The organism is Streptomyces sp. DH37 (assembly GCF_029813835.1).
Lineage (GTDB): Bacteria > Actinomycetota > Actinomycetes > Streptomycetales > Streptomycetaceae > Streptomyces.
On sequence record NZ_JARVKV010000001.1, the window covers coordinates 73,261 to 99,704 of the forward strand.

A 26,444-nucleotide genomic window follows, 5' to 3' on the forward strand; every position below is an offset into this window, starting at 1 on the left:
CCGGCCCGGACTCAGCCGAGGTCGTCGAACATGGCCAGCAGCGTCTGCTCGTCCGTCTCCTCCGCCGCATGCTCCCGCTGCCCGGCGTGCGGCACCTGCTCGGCCCACACCGTCTTGCCCTGCGGCATGTAGCGGGCACCCCAGCTCCTGGTGAACTGCGCCACCAGGAACAGACCGCGCCCGCCCTCCTCGGTCACCCCGGCGCGCCGGATGCGCGGGGAGGAGTTGCTGCGGTCGGAGACCTCGCAGACCAGGGACGTGCCGCGCAGCAGCCGCAGCCGCACCGGTCCGCCCCCGCCGTACCGCACGGCGTTGGTGACCAGCTCGCTGACCACCAGACCGGTGCCGTACTCCAGGCCGGACAGGTCCCACCGGTCGAGCTGCCGCCTGGCCAGGGCCCTGGCCTCGGACACCACCGAGGGGTCGGAGGGCAGCTCCCAGGACGCCACCCGGTCGGCGGGCAGCGCGTGCACGCGGGCCAGCAGCAGGGCCACGTCGTCGCGCGGACCGCCGGGCAGCAGGGCGTCCGTGACCCGGTCGCAGATCCGCTCCAGCGACGGCTCCGCGCCGCGCAGCGCGGCCAGCAGCCGCCCGGTCCGCGCGTCGGTGTCGCCGTGGGCGCGGCCCTCCTTGATCAGCCCGTCGGTGTACAGCGCCAGCAGGCTGCCCGCCGGCAGGTCGACGGTGGCGGACTCGTACGGCTGGAGCCCGCCCAGTCCCAGCGGCGGACCGGCCGGCAGGTCGAGCTGCCGCGCCTCGCCGTCCGGGAGCACCACGGCGGGCGGCGGATGCCCGGCCCGGGCGGCGGTGCAGTGGCAGGACACCGGGTCGTACACCGCGTACAGGCAGGTCGCGGCCGTGGCCGGGTCGTCGGGCGAGCGGCCGACCAGGTCGTCCAGATGGGCCAGCACCTCCTCGGGCGGCAGGTCCAGGTCGGCGAGGGTGCGCACCGCCGTGCGCAGCCGGCCCATGGTGGCCGCCGCGTGCAGGCCGTGGCCCGCCACGTCCCCGACGACCAGCGCCGAGCGCATCCCGGACAGCGGGATCGCGTCGAACCAGTCGCCGCCCACCCCCGTCCTGCCGTCGGCGGGCAGGTAGCGGTGGGCGAGGTCGACGGCGGCGAGCCGGGGGGTGTCGCGCGGCAGCAGACTGCGCTGGAGGGTCAGGGAGGCGTCGCGCTCCCGGCTGAAGCGGCGGGCGTTGTCCACGCTGATCGCGGTGCGGGCCGCCAGCTCGCCCGCCAGGGTCAGGTCGTCCTCCTCGTAGGGCCGGTCCCTGCCGCGGCGGTAGAAACCGGCCAGTCCCAGGATCGCGCCCCTGGCGCGCAGCGGGGCGGCCAGATACGAGTGCTCGCCCTCGCCGAGCAGGCCGACGGGGTGGGCTCCGGCCGGGGAGGGCGCCGCCGGGAGCCCGGTCAGCACCGAGTCCGCGACCGGCCGCCCGGTGCCGAGGCAGCGGGCCTGCGGCGTACCGGGCGCGTAGCCGACCGGCTCGCCCGCACCGCCGGCCCGTGCGCCGTTCGCGTCCTCGCCGGCCCGTACGGCCACCCGGCGCAGCACCGGGGCGGCTCCGGGCGTTCCCGGCGGGGGCTCCTCACCGGCCAGGACGTCCTCGACCAGGTCCACCACGACGACGTCGGCGAACCGCGGCACGGTCATCTCCGCCAGTTCCTCCGCCGTACGCCGTATGTCCAGGGTGGTGCCGATGCGCGTGCCCGCCTCGTTCAGCAGCGACAGCCGCCTGCGGGCCTCGACGGCGAGACGGCCGACGCCGGGCTCTCCCACCAGCAGCAGCCATGCGTCGGGGCTGCCCGGTGGCCGCCCGTGCCGCCGCTCCCCCGTCCCCCGCGCCGGCCGACCGGCGTCCGGGGCTTCCTCGGTGACGGCGGCGCCCTCGGCGCCCTCGGCGTCCTCGGCGTCCGCGGTGGGGCCGGTGGTGCCCTCCGTGCCGGGCTCCTGCGGCGGCCGACCGGCGGAGGTGGACGTGGCGGGGGCGGACGCGGCGGTCGGCCGCAGCAGCGGCACCTCCCGGCCGTCCGGGGCGGTGGCCGTCACCGCGGGCGCTCCCGCGGTGACGGCGGTGGAGCGGGTGGTGTCCTGGAAGCTGATCTCGACGGCGGCGCCCTCCGCGTCGCCGTGGTGCAGGCGCCTGCGCCGCAGCGCCGCCACCCGGCCGCCCGCCAGCGGCACCTCGGCGAAGGTCCGGCTCTCCGAGGAGATCAGCTCGGTGGCGGTCTCCAGCAGCGCCAGCTCCTCCTGCGGGGCGAGCCGGGGAGCCGCCCTGCCCGGGCGGGCCGGCGTCCCCGGACGGGGGCCGGTTCCGGCGTGCTCGCCGCGCCGCCTGGCCCGCAGGAAGGACTCCACCAGGCCGCGCTCCCTGGCCGACCCCATCTCCAGCAGGCGCTCGCCGATGCGGTCGGTGGCCTCCTGGAGCACCAGCGCCATGCCGGGGTCGGCCAGTTCCCTGGGGACGGAGAGGTTCACCGCCCCCTGCACGGTTCCGCCCACCGGGTCGCGCACCGGGGCGGCCATGCAGGTCAGCTTCTTGAGGCTGTGCAGGAAGTGCTCGTGCCCGACGACCACGAACGGCGCCCGGGTGCTCAGCACCATGCTGACGCTGCTGGTGCCCATGAACCGCTCGTCGACGCTGGCGCCCGGCACCAGGGAGGCGGCGTCCATCAGCTCCAGCCCCTTGGGGTCCCCGAGCCGGTGCACGATGTTCGCCCTGGCGTCGGTCAGCACCACGGTGACCGGCATGTCGGAGAACCGCTCGTACAGCCGCCGCAGCACCGGCGCGGCGGCCCTGACCAGCCGCGAGTCCGGGTCCAGGTCGCTCTCGACCGGCAGCGCCGCCCCTTCCTGGTCGATGCCGAGCGACCGCGAACGCTGCCAGGAGGCGAGGATCTCCGCGCGCACCCCGGGATCGGACGGCCGCCCGTCGCGGCCGTCCCCCGCGGATGCCGGGAAAGAAGTCACCAGAACAGAATAATATGACAAACGCGACATTTCTTCATGTCGCCGGACGCCGGACGCCGGACGGAAGGGGCGCGGCGCCGTGACGGGGGGCGACCCGCCGTCCGCGGGCCGGACGCGCCGACGACCGCCCGCGGACGCGCCGCTAGGGTCCTCGGACCATGGACGTCCCACGGCCCTGGCCGCTCCCCGCCTCCCTCGCCGCCGCACAGGTGGCGTGGTGGCCCTTCGACGCACTGCGCGGCGGCGGTCCCCCCGGGCCGGTGGAGGTGGGCGCGGGACTGCTGGCGGTGTGCCTGGCCGCGGCCGTGCTCGCTCTGCGGCGGCGGGCGCCGGTGCACGTGCTGGCCGGTGTCACCGCCGTGGCGGTCCTCGGGCCGGCCGCGTCGTTCCCCGGCGCACTGGACCTGTTCGGCAGCGCCGGCGTGGCCCTCGCCCTGCACGCGGTGGCGGTGCGGTGCGACGCGCCCACCACCGCGATCACCGGCGCGGCCCAGCTGTGCTGGCAGCTGCTGTGGGGCGTCGCGCTGTACGGCGGCGACCGGGGCGCCGCCGTCGGCCTCGTCCTCGCCGTCGTGCCGCACGCGGTCGGCACCGGCACCGGTCTGAGCAGGCGGCGGAGGCTGGCCGCCCGGCGCACCGCCGGGGCGCGGCTGGCCCGGGCCGAGGAGGAGCGGCGCCGGGCCGCCGACGAGGAGCGCCACCGGCTGGCCCGCGAGCTGCACGACGTCGGCGCCCACCACCTGACCTCGGTCGTGGTCACGGCGGAGGCCGCGCGCAGACTCGGCGGGAGCAGGCCCGAACTCGCCGCCGAGGCCCTGGAGGCGGCGGCGCGCGGCGGCCGCGAGACCGTCTCCACGCTGCGCGACCTGGTGGCGGTGATGCGCACCGCGGAGCGGGAACCGCCCCGCAGCTGGAACGGCCGCATCGGGGAACTCGCCGACGGGATCGCCGGACTGGGCGGACCGGTGGACCTCGACCTCCGCGCGGACCTGCCGGGGCGGACGGGCGAGACCGTCTTCGGGATCGTGCGGGAGGCCCTGACGAACACGCTGCGCCACGCGCCCGGCGCCGCCGTCCGGGTCGCCGTCCGGCACCGCGGCGGCCTGCTGGAGGTGACCGTCGACAACGACGTTCCGCCGTCCGGCGGGGCCGCGCACGCGGCCGGCGCCGTACACGGCCTGGGGGCCGGACGGGGCCTGGCGGGGATGCGGGAGCGCGCGGCGGCGGCCGGCGGGCGCCTGACCACGGGGCCCCGCCCCGGCGGCGGCTGGCGGGTGCACGCCGAACTGCCCGCCGACGGCCCCGCGGCCCCGGCGGGCGGACGCGGACCCCGCGGGCGCCGGCGCGTACCCCGGCCGAGCCGCCGGCGGGTGGCCCAGGTGCTCCTCGCCCTGGTCGCCGTCCTCAATCCGCTGGTCCCCGTGCTGACGGCCGGGACGGTCGGCGACGCGTCGCACGGACCGGCGGCCGACGCGCTGTACCTGCTGCTGACGGCCGTCCACGGACTGCCGCTGCTGTGGCGGCGGCGCGCCCCTCTGGCGGTGCTGGCGGCGGTCCTCGCCACCGCGCCGCTGTGGCCGGCGGCGGCCCTGTCCGGGGCGCTGCCCCCGGCGGTGCTGCCGCTGCTGTGGGTGGGCGCGGGCGCGGAGGTCGCGGCGGTCCACGCCGTGGCCGTCCACGGCCGCCACGGCCGCGGGGCGCGGTGGTCCGTTCCCGCGGCGGGGCTCGTCCTGGGCGTGGCGGTGGGGGTGTCCGCGGCGGCCGGCGGCCTGCTGCCGGACCGGTTCGCCGGGCCGGTGGCCCGGTCGGTGCTCACCGTGCTCCTCGTCGCGGCCCTGACGGCGCTGTTCGCCGCGGTGTGGCGGGCGGGCGCCACCGCCCGCGCCCGCGGCGCCCGTACGGCGGCCCGCGAGCGGGCGGCCCTGGAGGAGGCGGTGCGGCAGGCGGCGGAGGCGGCGCGCGCCCAGCGGCGGCACATCGCCGCCGGACTGCGCGGAACCGTCTTGGACCGTGCGGGCCGGGTGGTGCGCAGCGCCGAGGAGGGGCGGCTGGACGACGTGGCGGCCGAGGCCCGCGCGGCGCTGGCCGCCATGCGCGAACTGCTCGCCACCCTGCACGGGCCCGGTGACCGCCCCGCCCGCGCACCGGGCGCGGGGACCGTGACGACCGCCGTCTCCGGGCGGGAGGACGGCCCGCAGGGCCTACCGGCGGAACCGCCGGCGGCGGTGCGGCGGTGAACGGGGCCCGTGGGGGAGGGGAGTGGCGGAGCGTCAGGGAGCGCCGGCGGCGCTCCTCCCGCCTCGTCCCGCCGCCCGTACGCACCAGTTGATCAGGGCGGCGTTCGCCACGGCGCACACGACGACGACCAGCAGGTAGACGAGCAGACCCTCCCCGGGCGCGAGGAGGAGGAACAGGAGGCTCAGCGGAGCGGTGGCCAGCAGGGGGAAGATCCCCGCGAAGGAGGCGTCCTCGTGGGTCACGAGGGCGGCGTCCGCCAGCACCCACACCAGCAGGGCCCCGCACAGCACGAGATAGGCGCGCGCCGTCCACGTTCCGGCCACCGCCGTCAGGACGCGCCGTGTGTGCCGCGCGCCCCGTGTGCGCTGTGCGCTGTCCATCCGCGCCCCGCCCCTCCCGTGTCCGCCCCCGCCCCTGGCCGCCGGTGCGGCGGTCCGGCGGTCCGGCGGAGCGCTGCCCAGGCTACCCGCCCCGACGGCGCGCGGCGGCGGGACGGAGGCGGACACGGGAGGGGCGGGGGCGGCCCGCGTCAGACGCCGAGCACGCCGCGCTCCTCCAGCGCCTTCCGGAGCGCCCTCATGGCGTAGTGGGTGCGGGACTTGACCGTGCCGGGCGGAACGCCGAGGTGCTCGGAGGCCTGGGCCACGCTGTACTCCAGGTAGTGGATCAGGCCGATCACCTCCCGGTGCCGCCCGCTCAGGCACCGCAGGGCCTCGCCGACCACCTGGGGGACGTCAGCGCCCGGTCCGCGCCGTCCCGCACTGCGGGCTCCAGCCGCTCCAGGTCCTCCGGGGGCCCGAGGTCCACGGGGCGGGCCCGGCGGGCGCGGTGGTGGTCGACCACCAGGTTCCTGGCGACGGTGAACAGCCGGGCCCGCGCCTCCCGGGCACCGCCCTCCAGGGCGGGGGCGTGCCTCCAGGCCCGTGCGGCGGTCTCCTGGAGGATGTCCTCGGCCCGGTGCCGGTCGCCCCCCAGCAGCCGCGCCGCGTAGCGCAGCAGCGGCAGCCCGTGCCACCGGTACAAGCTCCCCGACGAACTCCTCGCGGCCGGCGTCCCGCGCCCCGGGGCGGTCCTCGGCCGGACCGTGCGGGAGCGGGCCCGGCCGGGCGTCCGTGATCGATGTCATGGGTGGCGTCCTCATCCGTCGTCCGGGCGTTTCCGTGACGTGCCCGCGCCTGGCGCGGGGACGGGCCCACCCTCACCAGAGGGATCTGTCCGATTCTTGTCGCCGTTCCCGCCCGCCGGAGCGCACCGGGACGGCCGGACCCGCGCACGTGGGACGATGGCGACCAGTCGGCCGGAGCGCCCACCGGCCCGGGCCAGGGGGTGGACCCATCGCTGTTCGTGTGCTGGTCGTCGACGACCAGGCCGTCGTCCGCGCGGGCTTCGCCGCGATCGTCGACGCCGAACCGGACCTGTCCGTGGTCGGCGAGGCCGGCGACGGCGCCTCGGCGGTGGCGATGGCGGCGGAACTCGACCCCGACGTGGTGCTGATGGACATCCAGATGCCGGGCATGGACGGGCTGACGGCCACCCGTCTGATCGCCGGCGGCGGAGGCCGGGCCCGCGTCCTGGTGCTCACCACCTTCGATCTGGACGCCTACGTCTTCGACGCCCTGTGCGCCGGCGCCTCGGGCTTCCTGCTCAAGGACGCCCGGGCCGACGACCTCCTGTCCGCCGTCCGGGTGGTCGCCTCCGGCGACGGCATCCTGGCCCCCGCGGTGACCGGCCGCCTCATCGCCGCCTTCGCGCGGGGCGCGCCCACCCGCCCCGAGGCCGGCGAGGCGCTGGAGCGGCTCACCCCCCGCGAGCGGGAGGTGCTGCTCCTCGTCGCCTCGGGACTGACCAACGCCGAGATCGGTGAGCGCCTGGGGGTCTCCACCGGGACGGTCAAGACGCACGTGAACGCGCTGCTCGGCAAGCTGGGGCTGCGCGACCGCGTCCAGGCGACCATCCTGGCGTACGACACCGGGCTGATCAGGCCGCGCTCCACCGCCACGCCGTAGGCGCCGCGGCGCCCCTCCCGCCGCTCCCTCACCCCTCCATCCGTCTCCCCCCGTCTCCTCCCGTCTCCGCTCCTCTCCACCCGTCTCTCCCGGCCGCCCGGTGGCCGCCGGGCGGGCGGGGTGCGTCCGTGCCACCGCTCACCACGGGCGGGGGGGCGAGGAGGTTCACAGGGGTTCGCACGGCACGCCCCGCCGCTCGGCGACCGCCGCCGCGGCGCCGGATCGGCCGGCGGCAGGAGGTCCCCTCTACCCAGGGGTAGAGGGGACGTTCATGCCGGTGGCCGAGGAGACCGGGGGCGTCCCGAGGAGATCCTGGAACCACAGGCCGCCGCGGCCCGCCGCCCCCCGCACCACGCTCCGGGGGCGGCGGGCGGCGGCATCGGGCACAGGCGGGATCCCAGGGGGACGAAGTGACGACGACACACAGCACCCGGCACGACCGGCACGGCCCGGACCCCGGAGTGCGGTTCGGGCTGCTCGGCCCGGTCGAGGTCCGCAGGGCGGGCGTCCCGGTCCACCCGGGACCGCCGCAGCGGCGTGTGCTGCTCGTCCGGCTGCTGCTGGAGGACGGGGGCTTCGTCAGCACCGACCGGCTGTGCGAGGACCTGTGGGCGGGCCGCCCGCCCACGGGCGCGCTCTCCTCGCTGCACGCGCACATCAGCAGGCTGCGCTCCGCGCTGGAGCCCGGCCGGACCGGGCGGGGGAGCGGGGAGCTGCTGGTCCGCGGCGGCGGGGGATACGCGCTGCGCGCCGCCGGGTCCGCACGGGACTCGGTCCGCTTCGAGCGGGCGCTGGACCGGGCCCGCCGCCTGCTGGAGGACGGGCGGCCGGAGGAGGCCCGCGAGGAGGTGGACCGGGCCCTGGCCCTCTGGCGCGGTCCGGCGCTGGCCGACGCGGCCGACCACCCGTTCGCGGCCGAGGAGGTCTGGCGGCTGGAGGAACTCCGGGCCACCGGCCGGGAGCTGCGCGTCGACGCGCTGCTGGCCCAGGGGCGCTTCGGGCAGGCGGTCGCCGCGGCACGGGTCCTCACCGACCGCCACCCCCTGCGGGAGTCGGCGTGGACGCTGCTGCTGCGCTCCCTGCGGCTGGCCGGACGGCCCGCCGAGGCGGCCCGGCAGTACGACCGGGTGCACCGCCTGCTGCTGGGGGAGCCGGGCCTGGAACCCGGCCCGGCGCTGCGCCGGCAGCGGACGGCCCCGCCGCGCCCCCCGGCCCCGCCCGCGCCGCGCCGCGCCGTACAGCAGGGGCACGCCATGGCCGGCTGAGGGGAGGGGCGCGAGCGGCCCGCCGTGTCCGCCCTCCCGTCCGGCCCGCGGCCGGCGCGGCACGGCGGACGAAGACCTGCGTAGACCTGCGAAGACCTGCGAACGAGAAGAGGGAAGAGACAGATGAGTGACATGAGCATGCGGAACAACGGCAACGGAATCCGGCGGCTGTCCGGACGCATCGCGGACAACTGGCCCGCCCGGATCTATCTGGCGGTGTGCGCGGCGCTGGTGCTGTGGGTCGTGCTGGACGCGGCGTTCGTCCAGCACGAGGACGCCTCGATGGCGGGCGTGTGGCCCCTGGCGGCCACTGCTCCCACCAGCCTGCTCGCCCTCGCCGTGCCCCTGCCCGACGGCCCGGCCGGGGCGGTGCTCCTGCTCGCCCTGGTCGGGGCGGCGGCCGTGGTCAACGCCTGGGCGTTCAGCGCCGTGCTGCGCCGGTTCCGCGGCGGCGCCGCCCGCGCCTGACCCCTCCACGGCGGCGCCTCACCTTCCCGCCGGGCTCAGCGGTCCGCGCGGCGGCGCTCCCGGCCGGCCAGGTCCCGCACGGCGGTCAGGAAGCGCTCGATGTGCTCGTCGGGCGTGCCGGCGCCGAAGCTGACCCGCACCGCGTCCAGCCGCCGCCCGCCGGGCGGCGCCGCTCCGGCCGCACCGCACCCGGCCGGTGCGGCCGGGGCGCCGCCCAGCAGGGCCCGCACCAGCGGATGGGCGCAGAACAGGCCGTCGCGGACGCCGATGCCGTACTCCTCGGAGAGCGCGGCGGAGAAGCGGGAGCCGTCCCAGCCGTCCACGGTGAAGGAGACCACCCCGACCCGGGGGTGGTCCTCGCCGAAGAGGCTGAGCACCCGTGCCTCCGGTACGCCGGCGAGGCCGTCCAGCAGCCGGCCGAGCAGCGCCTCCTCGCGGGCCGCCAGCGCGTCCAGGCCCGCCTCGGACAGGGCCCGGCACGCCGAGGCCAGCGCGTGGACGCCGACGACGTTGGGCGAACCCGCCTCGTGCCGCGCCGGGCCGCGGTGCCACTCCACCGCCACCGTGCCGTCGTCCCGGCGCTCCACCGCACGGCTGGCGCCCCCGCCGGCCAGGTAGGGCTCGGCGTCGTCCAGCCAGTCGGAGCGGCCCGCCAGCACCCCGGCGCCGAACGGGGCGTAGAGCTTGTGCCCGGACAGGGCCACCCAGTCCACGCCCAGCTCCCGCACCGACACCCGTCGGTGCGGGGCCAGTTGGGCGGCGTCCAGCACCACGCGGACACCGTGGCGGCGGGCGGTCCGGGCCAGCTCGGCGACCGGCCAGACCTCCCCGGTGACGTTGGAGGCGCCGGTGACGCACAGCAGGCCGGGACCGGGCGGCGCGGCGGCCAGCGCCTCCTCCAGCAGGGCCACCGCCCGGCGCGGCGAGCGGGGGAGGGGCAGGCAGACCGGGTGCAGTCCGTCGCGCCGCCACGGCAGCAGCGAGGCGTGGTGCTCGCCCGCGAAGGCGTACACCCGGGTACCGGCGGGCAGGGCCGAGGCCAGCAGGTTCAGGGAGTCGGTGGTGCCCCGGGTGAACACCACCTGGTGTCCGGCGGGCAGGTCGAGGAAGCCGGCGACGGTCTCCCGGCTCTCCTCGTACAGGTCGGTGGACAGCCGCGACAGGTGCCCCGCGCCGCGGTGCACGGCGGCGTAGTGCGGCAGGTAGGCGGCCACGTCGTCCCACACCCGCCGCAGCGCCGGGGCGCTGGCGGCGTAGTCCAGCGCCGCGTGGGGCACCGTCGCGCCGTTCGCCAGCGGCACCTCCACGTCCAGGCCCAGGACCGGCAGCGGGGCGCGTACGGCGGCGGGGGAGGGGGCGGCGGAGGGACGGGTGGCAAGAGCGGGCTGGGCGGGCATGGCGTTGCTCCCGGAGGACGGGTGCGCGCGGGCGCACGGAAGGCGGGGGTGCGGAGGGGCGGGCCTGTGCGGCGGCGGTCGCATCCGGCCTCCGGGCCGTGCGTGCGGGCCGGGAGGCGGCGGGGACCGCGGAGGGCGGCGGGGGAGGCTCCGGGCCTCTAGCGCATTCGCTTCGTCATGGTGTCTTCCCTCGGGACCAGGACCCCTGGAGCACCGCGAGGGGTCCGCGCTTGCCGTACGGCGTCTGCCGTACGGCCCGGTCCTCACCCGGGGCACCCCGCCACGGACGGAGGGTTGCCGGACAGCCGGCCGGGGCCTGAAGGGCTGTCACTCGTGACCTGGCAGGGATTATGGCACACGGCCCGCGGCCCGGCCGCGCATCGGGTGGGGGCGGCACGGAACCCGACTTTGTCCTCTGTTGGGAAAAAGGGAGATGGATTCGTGTCCTTCTTCTTCCCAGCCCTGGCGAGCGCTGCTACGTTCCCCCGTGAAAGCCCGGCGAACCCCCGAACGTTCGCCGGACCGAGACCGGCGGGCGCCCCGTGCCCGAAGCCGGGAGGGAGGGTGGCGTGAGACGCATGACGGCTCGGCCCGCGAACGCGCACCAGGCGCGGCTGCTCCGTCTGCTGCGCGACGGCGGCCCGAACTCCCGCGCCCAGCTGGGCGACCAGGTCGACCTCTCCCGCTCCAAGCTGGCCGTGGAGATCGACCGCCTGCTGGAGACCGGGCTCGTGGTGGCCGACGGACTCGCCGCCTCGCGCGGCGGCCGGCGCTCCCACAACATCAGGCTCGCGCCCCAACTCCGCTTCCTCGGCGTCGACATAGGCGCCACATCGGTCGACGTGGCCGTCACCAACGCCGAGTTGGAGATCCTCGGCCACCTCAACCAGCCCATGGACGTGCGCGAGGGCCCGGTCGCCGTGTTCGAGCAGGTGCTCGCCATGGCGGCCAAGCTCCGTGCCACCGGGGTGGCCGAGGGGTTCGACGGCGCCGGCATCGGGGTGCCGGGGCCCGTCCGTTTCCCCGAGGGCGTTCCGGTCGCGCCGCCGATCATGCCGGGCTGGGACGGCTTCCCCGTCCGCGAGGCGCTCAGCCAGGAGCTGGGCTGCCCCGTCATGGTCGACAACGACGTGAACCTGATGGCCCTGGGGGAGCAGCACGCGGGCGTGGCCCGATCCGTGCAGGACTTCCTCTGCGTCAAGATCGGCACCGGCATCGGCTGCGGCATCGTCGTCGGGGGAGAGGTCCATCGCGGTACGACCGGCAGCGCCGGCGACATCGGGCACATCCAGGTGGAGCACGGCTCCCAGACCCGGCAGTGCGCCTGCGGCAACCGCGGCTGCCTGGAGGCCTACTTCAGCGGTGCGGCGCTCGCCCGCGACGCCGAGGAGGCCGCCCGGGACGACCGGTCGCCGGAGCTGGCCTCCCGGCTGGAGTCCGCCGGACGGCTGTCGGCCGCCGACGTGGCCGCCGCGGCCGCCGCGGGGGACGCCGCCTCGCTCGACCTCATCCGCGAGGGGGGCAACCGCACCGGCCAGGTCATCGCCGCCCTCGTCAGCTTCTTCAACCCCGGTCTGGTGGTGATAGGCGGCGGTGTGACCGGGCTCGGCCACACCCTGCTCGCCAGCATCCGCACCCAGGTCTACCGCCAGTCGCTGCCGCTGGCCACCGGCAACCTCCCCATCGTCCTGGGCGAGCTGGGACCCGTCGCCGGAGTCATCGGCGCGGCCCGGCTCATCAGCGACCACCTGTTCTCCCCGGCCTGAGCCGCCGGGTACGGCACCACCCGCACTCCGCAGCACCCCGCACCTCGCAGCACCCCGCCCCCCAACAGCACCGAGCAGCACCCCGCAGCACCGAGCACACCACCGGACGCACGCCCCGCCGTTCGCAGAACGAGCCGCGCCACCCCGTGGCGCCGCCGCGCACCCCGCTCCGTTCCGTCCTGTCCTGATCCGTCCCGCCCCGCCCCGCTCCGTTCCGTCCTGCCCGTCTCACCGGCCGCACCCTCCCCATGGCCCGAACGGCATGGGGGCACTCCCAGGAGCCCGCCATGGCACCAGAACGAGACCAGCGAGACCCCGCCCCCCTCCTGACCATGTCCGGCATCACCAAGTCCTTCCCGGGCGTACGCGCGCTCGACGGCGTCGACCTCGACGTGCGGGCCGGCGAGGTCCACTGCCTCCTCGGGCAGAACGGCGCCGGCAAGTCGACCCTCATCAAGGTCCTCGCCGGGGCCCACCAGCCCGACGAGGGCGAGATCACCTGGCGCGGCGGAACGGTCCGGCTGAAGTCGCCCACCGCCGCCATGGCCTTCGGCATCGCCACCATCTACCAGGAACTCGACCTGGTCGAGGACCTGTCCGTCACCGAGAACGTCCACCTCGGCCACGAGACCACCACCGCCGGCTTCGTCCGGCCGCGCGCCGCCCGCGAGGCCACCGCGCGGCTCCTCGCCCGCCTCGGCCACCCCGAGATAGGCCCGGACACCCCGGTGCGCCGGCTGTCCGCCGCCGCCCGCCAGATCGTCTCCATGGCCCGCGCCCTCTCCCACGACGTCCGCCTCATCGTCATGGACGAGCCGTCCGCGGTCCTGGACCCCGACGAGGTCGACAACCTCTTCCGCATCGTCGCCGGCCTCACCGCCGACGGCGTCGCGGTGGTCTACATCTCCCACCGGCTGGAGGAGATCCGCCGCATCGGCGACCGGGTCACCGTGCTGAAGGACGGCCGCGCCGTCGCCCGGGGTCTGCCCGCCCGGTCCACCCCCACCCGCGACATCGTCTCGCTCATGACGGGCCGCGACGCCGAGCACGCCTTCCCCCGGCGGACCTCCGGGCCCCCGCCGCCCTCCGCGCGGCCCGTCCTGAGGGTCGAGGGCCTCGCCCGCGACGGGGAGTTCGCGCCGGTCGACCTGGAGGTGCGCCCCGGCGAGATCGTCGGCCTGGCGGGCCTGGTCGGCTCCGGCCGCTCCGAGGTCCTGGAGACCATCTACGGAGCCCGCCGCCCCACCGCCGGCCGGGTACTGGTCGACGGCCGCCCCCTGCGCCCCGGCAGCGTCACCGCCGCCGTCCGCGCCGGGCTGGGCCTGGCCCCCGAGGAGCGCAAGGCGCAGGGCCTGCTGATGCTCGACTCCGTCACCCGCAACGTGTCCGTCTCCAGCCTGCACCGCTTCTCCCGCCTCGGCTGGCTCGACCGCGGCCGGGAACGCGCCGAGGCCCGGCGCCACACCCGTGACCTGTCCCTGCGCCCCGACGACCCCGACCGGCCGGTGCGCACCCTCTCCGGCGGCAACCAGCAGAAGGCCGTCCTCGCCCGCTGGCTGCTGCGCGGCTGCCGGGTCCTGCTGCTGGACGAGCCCACCCGCGGCGTCGACGTCGGCGCCCGGGCCGAGCTCTACGCCGTCATCCGCCGCCTCGCCGACGACGGGGTGGCCGTCCTCCTCGTCTCCAGCGAGATACCGGAAGTCCTCGGCCTCGCCGACCGGGTGCTGGTGCTCCGCGAGGGCCGGGTCGTCCACACCGCCCCCACCCGGGAGCTCGACGAGCACCGGATCCTCGACCTCGTCATGGAAGGGAGCCCGTCGCGATGAGCTCGCCCGGGACCGTGTCCGACGCCCCCGCCAAGCCCGCCGCCCCGGCGGGCGGGAGTCCCCTGCGCGCCCTGCTCGGCCGCGCGGACCTGCGCAACCTCTCACTGCTCGGCGTGCTGGCGGTGCTCGTGGCCGTCGGCGGCCTCACCAAGCCCGACCAGTTCCTCTCCGCCGACAACCTCCAGCTCGTCCTCACCCAGGCCTCGGTCATCGGCGTCGTCACCGTCGGCGTCACCCTCGTGATCATCAGCGGGGGCATCGACCTGTCCGTCGGGGCGATCGTCGCCCTCGCCTCGGTCTGGGCGACCACGCTCGCCACCCAGGAGTACGGGCTCGGCGGGGTGCTGTTGTGCTCGGTGCTGGTCGGCCTCGGCTGCGGCCTCGTCAACGGGGCGCTCATCGCCTACGGCGGCATGGTGCCCTTCATCGCCACCCTCGCGATGCTCGCCTCGGCCCGCGGCCTGGCCCTGCAGATCAGCGACGGCAGGACCCAGGTCGTCTCCGTGGACGCGGTGCTCGACCTGGGGCTGCCCGGCGCGTACGTCCTCGGAGTCCCGCCCCTGGTACTGGTCTTCGCCGCCGTCACCGCCGTCGGCTGGCTGCTGCTGAACCGCACCACCTTCGGCCGCCGCACGGTCGCCGTCGGGGGCAACGCCGAGGCCGCCCGGCTGGCGGGCATCGACGTCAGGCGGCAGCGGCTGCTGCTGTACCTGCTGTCGGGGCTGTGCTGCGGCATCGCGGCCTTCATGCTGATCGTCCTCACCGGCTCCGGCCAGAACACCAACGGCAACCTCTACGAACTCGACGCCATCGCCGCCGCGATCATCGGCGGCACCCTGCTCAGCGGGGGCCGCGGCACCATCACCGGTTCCGTCCTGGGCGTCCTGGTCTTCACCACCATCACCAACCTGTTCGCGCTCAACAACCTCCAGAGCGACGTCCAGCAGATCGCCAAGGGCGCCATCATCGTCGCCGCCGTCCTGATCCAGCACCGCACCGCGCGCGCCGACGCGCCGTAGCCCCGCCGGCGTCCCGCACGTCCCGCACGCGTCCGACCCCTTCCAGACACCTCCCCGCGTCCCCGCACGTCCGAACCGAAGGGTCCCGCCATGCCCACACCATCCCTGCCCAGCCGCAGAGGCCTGCTGTTCGGCACCGCCGCCGTCTCCGCCGGCGCCCTCCTCACCGGCTGCACCAGCAACGAGAGCAACGACGAGAGCGACGCCCGGCAGGCCGGGGCCGCCGAGGACAAGCCCGGCAGGCCGGTCACCATCGGCTTCGCCGGCCCGCAGGCCGACCACGGCTGGCTCAACGCCATCAACGAGAACGCCACCAGCCGCGCGAAGAGGTACTCCGACGTCACCCTGGAGGTCACCGAGGGCTCCAACGACACCGCCCAGCAGATCGGCCAGATCGAGACCCTGATCAACAAGAAGGTCGACGTCCTGGTCGTCCTCCCCGCCGACGGCAAGGCGCTGACCCAGGTCGGGCTGAAGGCCATGCGCGCGGGCATCCCCGTGGTCAACCTCGACCGGGTCTTCGCCTCCCCGCAGGCGTACCGCTGCTGGATCGGCGGCGACAACTACGGCATGGGCCTCAACGCCGGGCGCTACATCGGCGAGCGGCTCAAGGACAAGAAGAACGCCAAGGTCGTCGAACTGGCCGGGCTGGACAACCTGGAGCTGACCCGGCAGCGCACCCAGGGCTTCGACGACGCGCTGAGGAACTACCCCAACATCGAGAAGGTCGCCCGCCAGGCCGCCGAGTTCACCGTCGAGTCCGGCCAGGCCAAGATGTCCCAGCTCCTTCAGGCCCAGCCGTCCTTCGACGCCCTGTGGAACCACGACGACGACCAGGGAGTGGGCGCCGAGCGCGCCATCAAGCAGGCCGGGCGGGACGAGTTCTTCATGGTCGGCGGCGCCGGCTCCCGGCACGCCATGGACGCCATCAAGGCGGACGACACCGTGCTCAAGGCCACCGTCCTGTACCCGCCGACCATGGCCGCCTCCGCCATCGACCTCGCCCGCGCCCTCGGGCAGGCCAAGGGCGTCGCCGGCATGGCCGAACAGGAGATCCCCGCCTCGATCACCCTCTACTCCGCCGTCGTCGACAAGGACAACGTCGACGAGTACCTGCCGACCGGCTTCAGCTGACACCTTCCGCGGACACCCCACGGGCGGGGTCCCGACCGGCGCGGACCCGACGGCGCGGACGACGATTTGGAGGTCCCATGGACTCTTCCGGCAACGAGAGCAAGCGGCCCACCCTCGGCGTGGGCATGGTGGGCTACGCCTTCATGGGCGCCGCCCACTCCCAGGGCTGGCGCACCGCCGGCCGGGTCTTCGACCTGCCCCTCGACCCGGTCATGGCCGCGGTGTGCGGCCGCGACCCGGACGCGGTGCGCGCCGCGGCGGACAGACTCGGCTGGGCCGCCGCCGAGACCGACTGGCGTGCCCTGGTCGCCCGCGACGACGTCGACCTGGTGGACATCTGCACCCCCGGGGACAGCCACGCCGAGATCGCGATCGCCGCGCTGGAGGCCGGCAAGCACGTGCTGTGCGAGAAGCCGCTGGCCAACACGGTCCAGGAGGCCGAGGCGATGGCGGCGGCGGCCCGCAGGGCGCGGGCGCGCGGGCAGGTCGCCATGGTGGGCTTCAACTACCGCCGCACCCCCGCCATCGCCCAGGCGCGCCGCATGGTGGAGGCCGGCCGGATCGGTGTCCTGCGGCACGTGCGGGTCGCCTACCTCCAGGACTGGATCGTCGACCCGGAGTTCCCGCTCGTCTGGCGGTTGCGGCGCGAGCACGCGGGCTCGGGCGCGCTGGGCGACCTGGGAGCGCACATCGTGGACCTCGCGCAGTACCTGGCGGGGGAGCGCCTGGCCGGCGTCGCCGGGCTGACCGAGACCTTCGTACGGGAGCGTCCGCTGCCCGCCGGGGCCTCGGCGGGCCTGACCGCGTCGGCGGACGGCGGCCCGCCCTCACCCGGCCGCGCGGCACGCGGCCGGGTGACGGTGGACGACGCGGCGCTGTTCACCGGACGGTTCGCCTCCGGGGCGCTGGCCTCCTTCGAGGCCACCCGCTTCGCCGCGGGCCGCAAGAACGCGCTGCGCATCGAGCTCAACGGCGACCGCGGCTCCCTCGCCTTCGACCTGGAGCGGCTCAACGAGCTCTCCTTCCACGACCACACCGAGCCCGCCGCCTCCGCGGGCTTCCGGCGGATCCTCGTCACCGAGGCCGACCACCCCTACCTGGAGGCCTGGTGGCCGCCCGGCCACGGCCTCGGCTACGAGCACACCTTCGTCCACCAGGCCGCCGACCTGGTGCGCGCCATCGCCGCCGGGGACCAGCCGGAGCCCTCCTTCGACGACGGCCTCCAGGTGCAGCGGGTGCTGGCCGCGGTCGAGGAGAGCGCCGAGAAGAACTGCGTCTACACGCCCGTGCCGCCGGCGTCGCCGGTGGCACCCGTTCCCGCCGCACAGGCCCGATAAGGAGGCGCGGATGCCCCGCAACTTCACCCTGTTCACCGGCCAGTGGGCCGACCTGCCGCTGGAGGAGGTCTGCCGGCTGGCCCGCGACTTCGGCTACGACGGTCTGGAACTGGCCTGCTGGGGCGACCACTTCGAGGTCGACCGGGCACTGGGCGAGACCGGTTACCTCGAGGGCCGGCGCGCGTTGCTGGAGAAGTACGGCCTGCGGTGCTGGGCGGTCTCCAACCACCTCGTCGGCCAGGCCGTCTGCGACCACCCCATCGACGAGCGCCACCGGGCGATCCTGCCGGACCGCGTCTGGGGCGACGGCGAGCCGGAGGGGGTGCGGCGGCGGGCCGCGGCTGAGATGGCCGACACCGCGCGCGCCGCCGCGGCCTTCGGCGTCCGCACGGTCGTCGGCTTCACCGGCTCGTCCATCTGGCATCTGGTCGCCATGTTCCCGCCCGTCCCGCCCGCCATGGTGGACCGGGGCTACGAGGACTTCGCCGAGCGCTGGAACCCCGTCCTGGACGTCTTCGACGCGGAGGGCGTGCGCTTCGCCCACGAGGTGCACCCCGGAGAGATCGCCTACGACTACTGGACGACCCGGCGGGCCCTCCAGGCCGTGGACCACCGGCCCGCCTTCGGGCTGAACTTCGACCCCAGCCACTTCGTCTGGCAGGACCTCGACCCGGTCGGCTTCCTCTGGGACTTCCGCGACCGCGTCTACCACGTCGACTGCAAGGAGGCGCGCAAGCGCCTCGACGGCCGCAACGGACGCCTCGGCTCCCACCTGCCGTGGGGCGACCCGCGGCGCGGCTGGGACTTCGTCTCGGCCGGGCACGGTGACGTGGCCTGGGAGGACGTCTTCCGGATGCTGCGGTCCATCGGCTACGACGGCCCGGTCTCGGTGGAGTGGGAGGACGCCGGCATGGACCGCCTCCAGGGCGCGCCCGAGGCCCTGGCCCGGCTCAGGGCGTACGACTTCGAGCCACCTTCGGCCGCTTTCGACGCCGCCTTCGGCGGTGGCGGGGGCTGAGCCGGGACCGGCTACCGGCCCGGTGGCACGCCGCGCCGCCGGGCCGGTCCGCCCTGCTCTCCCGCACTTTGTCCGCCGGGAGGAGGAGGGAGGCCGATTCTGTTTCGGAGGAGTTCCCGGATCAGGTGGAGCCGGTTACGGTCGCTTGAGATGTACCGGTCACAAAGCTCCTCTTCGACCGGTCCGGCGCGGCGGCGCGCGCCTGTCACACTCCGCCACCCCCCGGAGGACGAACGTGCACAGGAAACGGCCCAGACTCCGCGAGGTCCCCGCGGTCCCCACGAGCCCCCTCCTCGCCGGCACGGCCCCCGCGCTCACCGCCCCCCGCGCCGGCGGCGACCTCCCCCTGCCGGCCGGCGACGGCTCCGGCCCGCCCGCCCCCGGCCGGGACGGTGGAGGACCTGCGAGATCCGCGCCGAGGGCGGGCGGCTGAGGGTCCGGCCCGACGGCGTGGAGGTCGACGACTCCACCGGCACAGCCCCCGCGCGCGGCCCGCGGCAGGGGCGCACCGGCACCCGGAACCACGGCGACGGCGGCGACGGCGGCGAGCTGTCCTTCCGCGCCACCCGCGTGAAGGAACGGCCGGTCAGGGACGCGTGGTCGTCCTGAGCAGGTCCGGCCGCCGACGGCCCGAGAGGGACCGGCGGCGGCCACGGCGGCGGGGAGACCGCCGACTCCCCGCCGCCGACCCCGCCGCCCCGCCGTGCGGCGCGCCCGGCCGCCCGGCCACGCGTCACCGAAGCACCGCGTCACCGTGTCACCGCGTCACCGCGTCACCGAAGCGCCGCACCACCGCGCACCACCGCACCGGAGCAACGCCGTGCCACTCATCGCTCGGGAGGCAGCCCATGACCACCGACCACTCCGGCCAGCCCGCCTCGGGCGGCGTGTCCCCCCGTCCCGCCGACGGCGCCCCTGCCGGCGCCCCTGCCGACACCCCCGCCGACACCCCCGCCGGCACCCCCGTCGACCAGGCACCCCGTACCGGCGTCTGGCTGATCGGAGCCCGGGGGTCCGTCGCGACCACCGTGGTGGCCGGTTGGGCGGCGATCACCGCCGGGCTGCACCCGCCCGCCGGCATGGTCACCGAGACGGAACCCTTCGAGGGCTGCGGACTCCCGCCCCTGGAGACCCTGGTCTTCGGCGGCCACGACACCGCCGACTGCCCTCTGCCCAAGCGTGCCGAGGCCCTGGCGGCGGGCGGTGTGCTGCCGCACGGACTGCCCGGGGCCGTGCACGCCGAACTGGCCGCGGCCGACGCCGCGATCCGCCCCGGCGGGCCCCGACCCGGCGACCGCCGGACCGACGAGGAGCTGGCCGACGCCTTCGCGGCCGACCTCACGGCCTTCGCCTCCGGCCGCGGACTCGCGCGCACCGTCGTCGTCAACGTCGCCTCCACCGAACCGGCACCCGGAGCGGGCGGCGGCGACCGGCTGCCGCCCAGCTCCCTCTACGCCGCGGCGGCCCTCCGCGCCGGCTGCCCCTACGTCGACTTCACCCCCTCCGCAGGGCTGCGCCACCCGGCCCTGGCGGCCGCCGCCGCCCGCTCCGGGCTCCCGTACACGGGCCGCGACGGCAAGACCGGGCAGACGCTGCTGCGGTCGGTGCTCGCGCCGATGTTCCGGCAGCGCGCCCTGCGGGTGCGGGCCTGGTCCGGCACCAACCTCCTCGGCGGCGGGGACGGCGCCGCCCTCGCCGACCCGGCGGCCGCGGCCGCCAAGAACGCCGGCAAGGCCCGGGTCCTCTCCGACACCCTGGGCGAACTCCCCGACGGGGAGCTGCACATCGACAACGTGCCCGCCCTCGGGGACTGGAAGACGGCCTGGGACCACGTCGCCTTCGAGGGCTTCCTCGGCTCGCGGATGGTCCTCCAGACGATCTGGCAGGGCTGCGACTCCGCCCTCGCGGCCCCGCTCGTCCTCGACCTGGCCCGGCTGACCGCCGCGGCCCACGCCGCCGGGCTCTCGGGCCCCCTCCCCGAACTCGGCTTCTTCTTCAAGGACCCGTACCCGGGCGCGTCCTCCTCGCTGGCGGACCAGTGGCAGGCGCTGCTGGCCCTCGCCGACCGGCTCCGGGAGCACGCGTGACCCCCCTGAGCGGCCGGTCGCGGGCCTGGGCCGAACTGCTGAGGGTCTCCGCCCTGGTCACCGTGCCCGGCGACGCCCTCGCGGGCGCCGCGGCGGCTGGCCGCCCGCCCGGACGCGGCACCGCGCTCGCCGCCGGCGCCTCCCTCTGCCTCTACGAGGCGGGCATGGCGCTCAACGACTGGGCCGACCGCGACACCGACGCCGTCGAACGGCCGCGCCGCCCGCTGCCCTCGGGCCGCGTCGCGCCCGGCGCCGCACTGGCGGCCGCGGGCGGGCTCACCGCCGCCGGACTGGCCCTCGCCGCCGCGGCCGGCCGCCCCGCCCTCGCCACCGCGGGCGCCCTCGCCGGCGCGGTCTGGGCCTACGACCTCAAGCTGAAGAACACCCCCGCCGGACCCGTCGCCATGGCCGCCGCACGCGCCCTGGACCTCCTCCTCGGCGCGGCGGCCACGGCCACGGCCCCGGCGAACGCGCGGCGCGCGGTGCGCGGTGCGCTGCCGCCGGCCGCGCTGCTGGGCGCGCACACCCTGGCCGTCACCTCCGTCTCCCGGCGGGAGGCGCAGGGCGGCTCCTGCCTGCCGCCGCTGGCCGCGCTGGCCGCCACCGCCGCGATCTCCCGCGCCGTCGCCGGCCGGCCCGCCGCCCCCGGCCGACTCCGTGCGTGCGCGGTTACCGGACTCTGCGCCGCGTACGGAGCGACCGCCGCCCGGCCGTACGCGCACGCCGCGCTCAACCCGTCGCCGCAGCTCACCCAGCGGGCCGTCGGCGCCGGCATCCGCGCCCTGATCCCCCTCCAGGCGGCGCTCGCCGCGCGCGCCGGCGCGGTGGGGACCGCGCTGCCGCTGGCCGTGCTGCTGCCGATCGCCCGCCGCCTGTCGAGAAAGGTCAGCCCCACATGACCCCACCGCCCACCCCCCTGCGACTCGCCTACGGCACCAACGGACTCGCCGACCTGCGGCTCGACGACGCCCTGGAGCTGCTCGCCGACCTCGGCTACGACGGCGTCGGCCTGACGCTGGACCACATGCACCTGGACCCGCTCGCCCCGGCGCCCGAACTGGCCGCCCGGACACGGCACGTCGCCCGCCGCCTGGAGCGCCTGGGACTGGGCGTGGCCGTCGAGACGGGGGCGCGCTACGTCCTCGACCCCCGCCGCAAGCACCACCCCACCCTCCTCGACCCGGATCCCCGGGCCCGGGGCGCGCGCACCGGGCTGCTGCTGACCGCCGTCCGGATCGCGGCCGACCTCGGCGCGACGGCCGTGCACTGCTTCAGCGGCCGCATCCCGCCCGGCACCGACCCGGACACGGCCTGGAAGCGCCTGGCGGAGGCCGTCGCCCCCGTCCTGGACGCGGCCCGCTCCGCGGGCGTGCCGCTCGCGATCGAACCCGAACCGGGCCACCTCCTCCAGGACCTGGCCGGCTTCCACCGCCTGCGCGCGGACCTCGGCGACCCGGACGGACTGGGCCTGACGCTGGACATCGGCCACTGCCAGTGCCTGGAGCCGGATCCGCCCGCCGACTGCGTGCGCGCCGCCGCCCCCTGGCTGCGCCACGTCCAGATCGAGGACATGCGCCGCGGGGTCCACGAGCACCTGCCCTTCGGGGAGGGGGAGATCGACTTCCGGCCGGTGCTGGTCGCGCTCCACGAGGCGGGTTACGGAGGCCTGGTCGGCGTCGAACTGCCCCGCGGCTCCCACGCGGGCCCCGATCTGGCCGCCGCGTCCCTCGCCTTCCTCCGCGAGACCGACCGGATCGCCGGAGGCGTGCCGTGCTGACCCGCCGCGACGCCGTCGCCGGCCTCCGCAAGGACCTCACCGCACGGCTGGACCGGGCCGCCCGGGAGTGGCTGGACCGCGCGCTGGCCGAGGCCGCGCGAGCGGCGCGGGACCGACCGGAGGAGGAGCCGGACGCGCGCCCCGCCGCCTGGGAGCTCCACTTCGCGTCCGCCGGCCGCCACTGCCGCCCCTCCACCCCCGCGCCGCCGACCGGCGCCGCCGTTGCCGCCGGGGAGGCGGCCGACGCCGCGCGCGTGCTGCTGCTCCACGCGGCCGGGGCGGACGCCGCCCGCGCGGCGCGGCTGTACGCGCACGGAACCGCCGCCGAGCGGCGCGCCGTCCTGCTCGCCCTGCCGTACCTCGACGTCGGCGACGCCGCCGTGCCGCTGGTCGAGGACGCCCTGCGCACCAACGACACACGGCTGGTGGCCGCCGCCGTCGGCCCGTACGCCGCCGACCACCTCGACGCCCACGCCTGGCGGCACGCCGTCCTGAAGTGCCTGTTCACCGGGGTGCCGGTGGCCGCCGTCGCCGCCCTGGCCGACCGCGCCCGCGGCGACGCGGAGCTGGCGCGCATGCTCCGCGACCACGCCCGCGAGCGCACGGCCGCCGGCCGTCCCGTCCCGGACGACCTCCACCGCGTGCTGGACCTGACCGCCTCCACCCCCCGCCCCGAGGAGGACCGATGCGCATCTTCGATCCGCACATCCACATGACCTCCCGCACCACCGACGACTACGAGGCCATGCGCGCCGCCGGGGTCCGGGCCGTCGTCGAACCGTCCTTCTGGCTCGGCCAGCCCCGCACCTCGCCCGAGAGCTTCCTCGACTACTTCGACTCCCTCCTGGGATGGGAGCCCTTCCGCGCCGCCCAGTACGGCATCGCCCACCACTGCGCCATCGCCCTGAACCCCAAGGAGGCCAACGACCCGCGCTGCCTCCCCGTCCTGGACGTGCTGCCCCGCTACCTCCCCAAGGACGGGGTCGTCGCCGTCGGGGAGATCGGCTACGACTCGATGACGCCGGCCGAGGACGCCGCCCTGGCCGCCCAGCTCCAGCTCGCCGCCGACCACGGCCTGCCCGCGCTCGTCCACACCCCCCACCGCGACAAGCTCGCCGGACTGCTGCGCACCCTCGACGTCGTACGGGAGTCGGCGCTCCCGGCGGAGCGCGTCCTGCTCGACCACCTCAACGAGACGACCGTGAAGGAGGCCAGGGACGCGGGCTGCTGGCTCGGCTTCTCCGTCTACCCCGACACCAAGATGGACGAGGAGCGCACGGTCGCGGTCCTCAAGGAGTACGGACCGGAGAAGGTGCTGGTCAACTCGGCCGCCGACTGGGGCAGGAGCGATCCGCTGAAGACCCGGCGGGTCGGCGAGGCCATGCTCGCCGCCGGATTCGACGAGGACGACGTCGACCGGGTGCTGTGGCGCAACCCGGTCGCCTTCTACGGGCTCAGCGGCCGGCTCGACCTGGACGTGGAGGAGCCCGGGGCCACCCACGAGGGCAACTCCATCCTGCGCGGGGGGAGCTGAGCCGTGCGCTTCCGCCACCCCGACGGCTCCACCGTCCACCTCGCCTACTGCACCAACGTCCATCCCGCCGAGGACCTCGACGGGGTGCGCCGCCAGCTCCGCGAGCACGCCGAGCCCGTACGCCGCCGCCTCGGCCGCGACCGCCTCGGCATCGGCCTGTGGCTGGCCCGCGACGCCGCCCGCGCCCTCACCTCCGACCCCGCCGCCGTGCGCGCGCTGCGCTCCGAGCTCGACGACCGCGGCCTGGAGGTCGTCACCCTCAACGGCTTCCCGTACCGGGGCTTCGGCGACCAGGTCGTCAAGCACCGCGTGTACCGGCCCGACTGGACCGAGCCCGAGCGGCTGGAGCACACCACCGACCTCGCCCGCCTCCTGGCCGCGCTGCTGCCCGACGACGTGACCGAGGGCAGCGTCTCCACCCTGCCGCTGGCCTGGCGCACCGGCTTCGACGCGCGGCGCGCGGAAGCCGCCCGCGGCGCGCTCACCACCCTCACCCGGCGGCTCGACGCCCTCGGCGAACTCACCGGCCGCTCCATCCGCGTCGGGCTCGAACCCGAACCCGGCTGCACCGTCGAGACCACCGCCGACGCCGTCCGCGCCCTCACCGCCCCCGGCGCCCCGCCGCGCGAGCGCGTCGGCCTCTGCCTGGACACCTGCCACCTCGCCACCCAGTTCGAGGACCCCGACGAGGCCCTGGACGGCCTGGCCTCCGCCGGCGTCCCCGTCGTCAAGGCCCAGCTCTCCGCCGCCCTGCACGCCGACGAACCGCGCGAGGCGTCCGTACGGAAGGCGCTCGCCGCCTTCGCCGAACCGCGGTTCCTGCACCAGACCCGCGTCCGCACCCCCGACGGCACCGTCCTGGGCACCGACGACCTCGACCGGGCCCTCGCCGACGACGGTCCCCTGCCCGCCACCGGCCCCTGGCGCGCCCACTTCCATGTCCCCCTGCACGCCGCGCCCGAGCCGCCGCTCACCTCCACCCTGCCGGTCCTGCGCGACACCCTGGCCCGGCTCGTCGGCGGACCCGAACCGCTCACCCGCCACCTGGAGGTCGAGACCTACACCTGGCAGGCCCTCCCGCCCGCGCTGCGGCCCCGCACCCGGGCCCAGCTCGCCGACGGCATCGCCGCCGAACTCGACCTCGCCCGCGACCTGCTGACCGAACTGGGACTGAAGGAGCTGCCGTGACCCCGGCCGCGAGCCGCCGCCCGACCCCCCTGCTCGTCCTCGACGTCGTCGGGCTGACGCCCCGGCTGCTGGAGCACATGCCCCGCCTGCGCGACCTGGCGGACACCGGGTCGTACGCGCCCCTGGGCACCGTCCTGCCCGCCGTCACCTGCTCCGTCCAGGCCACCTTCCTCACCGGCACCACCCCCGCCGGGCACGGCGTCGTCGGCAACGGCTGGTACTTCCGCGACCTCGGCGAGGTGCTCCTGTGGCGCCAGCACAACGGGCTGGTCGGCGGCGACCGGCTGTGGGACGCCGCCCGCCGCGCCCACCCCGGCTACACCGTGGCCAACATCTGCTGGTGGTACGCGATGGGCGCCGACACCGACATCACCGTCACCCCGCGCCCCGTCTACCGCGCCGACGGCCGCAAGGAACCCGACTGCTACACCCGGCCCCCGGAGCTCCACGGCGAACTGACCGACGCGCTCGGCGCCTTCCCCCTCTTCCAGTACTGGGGTCCCGGGGCCGGCCTCGCCTCCTCGCGGTGGATCGCCGACGCCACCCGCCACGTCCTCCGCACCCGCCGGCCCGACCTGGCCCTCGCCTACGTCCCCCACCTGGACTACGACCTCCAGCGCCACGGCCCCGACGACCCGCGCTCCCTCGCCGCCGCGGCCGAACTCGACCGCACCCTCGCCCCGCTGGTGGACGACGCCCGCGCCGAGGGCCGCACCGTCGTCGTCCTCTCCGAGTACGGCATCACCCCCGTCAGCAGGCCCGTGGACGTCAACCGGGCGCTGCGCCGGGCCGGGCTCCTGGAGGTCCACACCCAGGACGGCATGGAGTACCTCGATCCCGGCGCGTCCCGCGCCTTCGCCGTCGCCGACCACCAGATCGCCCACGTCTACGTGAAGCGGCCCGAGGACCTCGGCGCCGCGCGCGCCGTCCTCGCCGGCCTGCCCGGCGTGGACGAGCTCCTCGACGAGGAGGGCAAGAAGGCCCACGGCCTGGACCACCCGCGCTCCGGGGAACTGGTGGCGGTCGCCGAACCCGGCGCCTGGTTCACCTACTACTACTGGCTCGACGACGACCGCGCCCCCGACTTCGCCCGGACGGTCGAGATCCACCGCAAACCCGGCTACGACCCGGCCGAGCTGTTCATGGACCCCCTCGACCCGTACGTCCGCGTCCGCGCCGCCGCCGCCCTGGCCCGCAAGAGGCTCGGGATGCGCTACCGCATGGCCGTCGTCCCCCTCGACCCCTCGCCCGTGCGGGGCAGCCACGGACGCCTGCCCGCCGGCGAGGACGACGGGCCGGTCCTGATCTGCTCGCGCCCCGGCGCCGTCGGCGGCCCCGTCGCGGCGACCGACGTCAAGGGCCTCCTGCTCGGCCTCGCCGGGCTCTCCTGACCGCCGCCCCCGACCGCA

The 26,444-nt window shown here is 76.6% G+C and carries 23 protein-coding genes and 1 riboswitch; of the genes, 18 read left to right on the top strand and 5 right to left on the bottom strand.

The genetic code is table 11. The features are described from left to right. Positions 1–11: 11 nt before the first annotated feature. Positions 12–2,975, bottom strand: coding sequence for a SpoIIE family protein phosphatase (locus QC029_RS00280; RefSeq protein WP_279553194.1), 2,964 nt, complete (start codon positions 2,973–2,975; stop codon positions 12–14). 158 nt (positions 2,976–3,133) lie between these two features. On the opposite strand from QC029_RS00280, the gene QC029_RS00285 reads away from it, so the two are divergent. Further along, positions 3,134–5,212, top strand: coding sequence for a histidine kinase (locus tag QC029_RS00285; RefSeq protein ID WP_279553195.1), 2,079 nt, complete (start codon positions 3,134–3,136; stop codon positions 5,210–5,212). A 33-nt stretch (positions 5,213–5,245) separates the two neighbouring features. On the opposite strand, the gene QC029_RS00290 is transcribed toward QC029_RS00285, so the two are convergent. The 3 genes from QC029_RS00290 to QC029_RS00300 all read right to left on the bottom strand — a co-directional run bounded on the left by QC029_RS00290 (position 5,246) and on the right by QC029_RS00300 (position 6,236). Continuing rightward, entirely contained in the window at positions 5,246–5,593 is a 348-nt protein-coding gene (locus QC029_RS00290; protein WP_279553196.1) for an SCO4225 family membrane protein, read from the bottom strand. A gap of 149 nt (positions 5,594–5,742) precedes the next feature. Then, complete coding sequence (locus QC029_RS00295; protein WP_279553197.1) at positions 5,743–5,937, bottom strand: sigma factor-like helix-turn-helix DNA-binding protein; 195 nt, start codon at positions 5,935–5,937, stop codon at positions 5,743–5,745. Continuing rightward, entirely contained in the window at positions 5,910–6,236 is a 327-nt protein-coding gene (locus QC029_RS00300) for a sigma factor (protein ID WP_279553198.1), read from the bottom strand. Before QC029_RS00300 ends, QC029_RS00295 begins: the two co-directional genes overlap by 28 nt. A 311-nt stretch (positions 6,237–6,547) precedes the next feature. Between QC029_RS00300 and QC029_RS00305 the strand changes: the two genes are divergently transcribed. From QC029_RS00305 to QC029_RS00315, 3 genes are all read left to right on the top strand, one after another. Further along, a complete protein-coding gene (locus tag QC029_RS00305) occupies positions 6,548–7,219 on the top strand; it encodes a response regulator transcription factor (protein WP_279553344.1) in 672 nt (223 codons plus the stop codon). A 410-nt stretch (positions 7,220–7,629) separates the two neighbouring features. Further along, positions 7,630–8,484, top strand: coding sequence for an AfsR/SARP family transcriptional regulator (locus tag QC029_RS00310; RefSeq protein ID WP_279553199.1), 855 nt, complete (start codon positions 7,630–7,632; stop codon positions 8,482–8,484). A gap of 123 nt (positions 8,485–8,607) precedes the next feature. Next, positions 8,608–8,952, top strand: a complete 345-nt coding sequence (locus QC029_RS00315) for an SCO4225 family membrane protein (protein WP_279553200.1) — start codon at positions 8,608–8,610, stop codon at positions 8,950–8,952. A 35-nt stretch (positions 8,953–8,987) separates the two neighbouring features. On the opposite strand, the gene QC029_RS00320 is transcribed toward QC029_RS00315, so the two are convergent. Next, positions 8,988–10,349: an aminotransferase class V-fold PLP-dependent enzyme gene (locus QC029_RS00320; RefSeq protein WP_279553201.1), complete on the bottom strand. Its 1,362-nt coding sequence runs from the start codon at positions 10,347–10,349 to the stop codon at positions 8,988–8,990. 221 nt (positions 10,350–10,570) lie between these two features. Further along, a riboswitch (SAM riboswitch) is annotated at positions 10,571–10,688 on the bottom strand. A 239-nt stretch (positions 10,689–10,927) separates the two neighbouring features. Here QC029_RS00320 and QC029_RS00325 point away from each other — a divergent pair. The 14 genes from QC029_RS00325 to QC029_RS00390 all read left to right on the top strand — a co-directional run bounded on the left by QC029_RS00325 (position 10,928) and on the right by QC029_RS00390 (position 26,426). Next, a complete protein-coding gene (locus QC029_RS00325; RefSeq protein WP_279553345.1) occupies positions 10,928–12,115 on the top strand; it encodes an ROK family transcriptional regulator in 1,188 nt (395 codons plus the stop codon). 287 nt (positions 12,116–12,402) lie between these two features. Beyond that, complete coding sequence (locus tag QC029_RS00330; protein ID WP_279553202.1) at positions 12,403–13,941, top strand: sugar ABC transporter ATP-binding protein; 1,539 nt, start codon at positions 12,403–12,405, stop codon at positions 13,939–13,941. Beyond that, positions 13,938–14,960 (top strand): ABC transporter permease, encoded by a 1,023-nt coding sequence (locus tag QC029_RS00335; protein ID WP_279553203.1) that lies wholly within the window; start codon positions 13,938–13,940, stop codon positions 14,958–14,960. Before QC029_RS00330 ends, QC029_RS00335 begins: the two co-directional genes overlap by 4 nt. A gap of 90 nt (positions 14,961–15,050) precedes the next feature. After that, positions 15,051–16,094: a substrate-binding domain-containing protein gene (locus tag QC029_RS00340; RefSeq protein ID WP_279553204.1), complete on the top strand. Its 1,044-nt coding sequence runs from the start codon at positions 15,051–15,053 to the stop codon at positions 16,092–16,094. A 77-nt stretch (positions 16,095–16,171) separates the two neighbouring features. Further along, a complete protein-coding gene (locus QC029_RS00345) occupies positions 16,172–17,431 on the top strand; it encodes a Gfo/Idh/MocA family protein (protein ID WP_279553205.1) in 1,260 nt (419 codons plus the stop codon). A 10-nt stretch (positions 17,432–17,441) separates the two neighbouring features. After that, positions 17,442–18,449, top strand: coding sequence for a sugar phosphate isomerase/epimerase (locus QC029_RS00350; protein WP_279553206.1), 1,008 nt, complete (start codon positions 17,442–17,444; stop codon positions 18,447–18,449). A gap of 450 nt (positions 18,450–18,899) precedes the next feature. Next, entirely contained in the window at positions 18,900–19,058 is a 159-nt protein-coding gene (locus QC029_RS00355) for a hypothetical protein (protein ID WP_279553207.1), read from the top strand. A 239-nt stretch (positions 19,059–19,297) separates the two neighbouring features. Further along, a complete protein-coding gene (locus tag QC029_RS00360) occupies positions 19,298–20,536 on the top strand; it encodes an inositol-3-phosphate synthase (RefSeq protein WP_279553208.1) in 1,239 nt (412 codons plus the stop codon). Further along, entirely contained in the window at positions 20,533–21,435 is a 903-nt protein-coding gene (locus tag QC029_RS00365) for an SCO3242 family prenyltransferase (RefSeq protein WP_279553209.1), read from the top strand. Before QC029_RS00360 ends, QC029_RS00365 begins: the two co-directional genes overlap by 4 nt. Next, positions 21,432–22,313 carry a sugar phosphate isomerase/epimerase gene (locus tag QC029_RS00370; protein ID WP_279553210.1) on the top strand — a complete coding sequence of 294 codons (882 nt, stop codon included), beginning with the start codon at positions 21,432–21,434 and terminating at the stop codon, positions 22,311–22,313. Before QC029_RS00365 ends, QC029_RS00370 begins: the two co-directional genes overlap by 4 nt. Next, positions 22,307–23,029, top strand: coding sequence for an EboA domain-containing protein (locus tag QC029_RS00375; protein ID WP_279553211.1), 723 nt, complete (start codon positions 22,307–22,309; stop codon positions 23,027–23,029). Before QC029_RS00370 ends, QC029_RS00375 begins: the two co-directional genes overlap by 7 nt. Continuing rightward, positions 22,999–23,847 (top strand): TatD family hydrolase, encoded by an 849-nt coding sequence (locus tag QC029_RS00380; protein WP_279553212.1) that lies wholly within the window; start codon positions 22,999–23,001, stop codon positions 23,845–23,847. The genes QC029_RS00375 and QC029_RS00380 overlap by 31 nt, the downstream gene beginning before the upstream one ends. Before the next feature lie 3 nt (positions 23,848–23,850). Then, a complete protein-coding gene (eboE, locus tag QC029_RS00385) occupies positions 23,851–25,035 on the top strand; it encodes a metabolite traffic protein EboE (protein WP_279553213.1) in 1,185 nt (394 codons plus the stop codon). Next, positions 25,032–26,426 carry a nucleotide pyrophosphatase/phosphodiesterase family protein gene (locus QC029_RS00390; RefSeq protein ID WP_279553214.1) on the top strand — a complete coding sequence of 465 codons (1,395 nt, stop codon included), beginning with the start codon at positions 25,032–25,034 and terminating at the stop codon, positions 26,424–26,426. The genes eboE and QC029_RS00390 overlap by 4 nt, the downstream gene beginning before the upstream one ends. The last annotated feature ends 18 nt before the right edge of the window (positions 26,427–26,444 follow it).